Genomic DNA, 1736 nt, shown 5'->3' with positions numbered 1-1736 from the left:
GGGTGGGTGGATGTTCACCCGGAGATTACGCCGCCTTCAAATTTCCACCAACTCCGAGACACGACCGTTGCAAGCACGGCATAGGTCTGTAAGCTGCTAGGGGAGTATCGTAATGATTTTTCGGAGGCTTCAATGTTTTCCCCCCGTTCTCTGACCGCCCTAGCCGCCCTGATTCTTTTTGCCGCTCCCGGGCCACTTTCAGCCCAGGGCGCAAGCGCAGCCCTCAACGAAGCAAAGAGCCGCGCCGCATGTGGTGCAGGGGTTCCGGTCTCCGCACAATACCTGCCGGGTGGGCTGCTCAAGGTCACCTGCCGCGCCTCCAATTCCCAGGCCGCCAGCGAAACGCTGCCCGAAGCGATGCAGGGAACCGGGCTGAGCCCGACCGCCGCCGCAGGGGTGATTCTGACCAGTGTGATTCTCCTGGTCGTGACCGGTGATGACGAAACCGGTACCACCACGACGACAACCACCACGACCACGGGCGAATAACCGCGCCCATACCGGTCAGGCGAGCCACAGCAGTGCTGCAACGGGTTCAGATGGATCAGACCAACGCTCACCTGCATGGCATGCGGGTGATCTGCTGCCGCCAAGCCCTTGTAGCACCTACAGGTGCTTGGGCGCGCCCATGCACGCACACTAACCGATCGCAATCAATGCGTTGTGTGAAAAGGAGAGAGAATGGTACCGCCTCCCTGGCTTGAACAGGGGACCTCTGGATCCACAATCCAGCGCTCTAACCAACTGAGCTAAGGCGGCACTGGGGGGCGATTTAGCCTAGGTACATAGCGAGCGCAAGGGGGTTAAAGCACAGTTTTCCAGCTTTGTTCGATCAAATCCTGTCCGAAGGAATGAACCGGTTTGCTGTCGGCCAGTTCCCAGCCGAATGCGGCATAAAGCGCGCAGGCCGCTTCGTGGCTTTCATGGGTCCACAGCGTCATATCCTGATAGCCCGCATCACGTGCGAACTGCATGCATTGGGTCAGCAGACGCTTGCCGATGCCCTTGCCGCGCGCCTCGGGCGTCAGCAGGAACAGGCGCAGCTTGGCCGTGGCATCAGTCAGCCGTACGCAGAAGATCGAGCCAAGCCGCTGGCCGTTTTCCTCTGCGATCCAGCCGCGTTCCCTTTCCGGATCATGATCCGCGCAGAAATCCCGCAGGATCCCGGCCACCAGCGGGCCGAATGTGTCGTCGAACCCTTCGTCCTGCGTGTAAAGGGTCTGGTGCCGCTCCACCAACCAGGGGCTGTCCTCGGCTTCGAATCGGCGCAAAGTCACTTTTTCCATGACTTATCTGACCACGATGCCCGCTTGCCTTTCAACAGGCTCCGGGCTAGCAGGATGCCTCAGGCCGTTTATGCGCCGTAGAAGGTCACCCACAGGAGGTCACGATGGGCATCAACAGCGAACGCGATATCGAAGCGAACATGCAGATCGGCCCGACCGATATCGGCATGGTCCGCATTTTCATCGAAGCCGGCGATATTGAGATCCCGATGGATTTCGACCCCGAAGAAGCCGAGGAAATCGCCGACGAAATCCGCGCCGCCGCTCAGGCAGCCCGCAGCCTGTCGGACTGACCTTGGCCCCCGGACGGGCGGCTGTGTCCGTGCAGGCGCCCGCCAGATAACTGAAGCGGCGCGTCACATACCGCGCCTGAGTTCCCACCCGGGGATGTCCCTGTTGATGTTGAACTTTGCTTGAAGGGTGGCGTTGCTTTCCCTGAGCCGTAGGCTC

The 1736-nt window shown here is 60.6% G+C and carries 3 protein-coding genes and 1 tRNA gene; 2 read left to right on the top strand and 2 right to left on the bottom strand.

The annotated features are described in order from the left end of the window. Positions 1 to 132 precede the first annotated feature (132 nt). Positions 133 to 489: a hypothetical protein gene (locus C6W91_RS20995; RefSeq protein WP_370571590.1), complete on the top strand. Its 357-nt coding sequence runs from the start codon at positions 133 to 135 to the stop codon at positions 487 to 489. 193 nt (positions 490 to 682) lie between these two features. On the opposite strand, the gene C6W91_RS20990 is transcribed toward C6W91_RS20995, so the two are convergent. Beyond that, positions 683 to 759: transfer RNA gene (locus C6W91_RS20990), tRNA-His, on the bottom strand. A gap of 44 nt (positions 760 to 803) precedes the next feature. Beyond that, positions 804 to 1286, bottom strand: coding sequence for an N-acetyltransferase family protein (locus C6W91_RS20985; RefSeq protein WP_370571589.1), 483 nt, complete (start codon positions 1284 to 1286; stop codon positions 804 to 806). 104 nt (positions 1287 to 1390) lie between these two features. Here C6W91_RS20985 and C6W91_RS20980 point away from each other — a divergent pair, with 104 nt between their 5' ends. After that, a complete protein-coding gene (locus tag C6W91_RS20980; protein WP_065272966.1) occupies positions 1391 to 1579 on the top strand; it encodes a DUF6324 family protein in 189 nt (62 codons plus the stop codon). The last annotated feature ends 157 nt before the right edge of the window (positions 1580 to 1736 follow it).

Source organism: Phaeobacter sp. SYSU ZJ3003, assembly GCF_041300735.1.
Classification (GTDB): domain Bacteria; phylum Pseudomonadota; class Alphaproteobacteria; order Rhodobacterales; family Rhodobacteraceae; genus Phycobacter; species Phycobacter gallaeciensis_A.
This window is presented reverse-complemented; position numbering and strand designations above follow the sequence as displayed.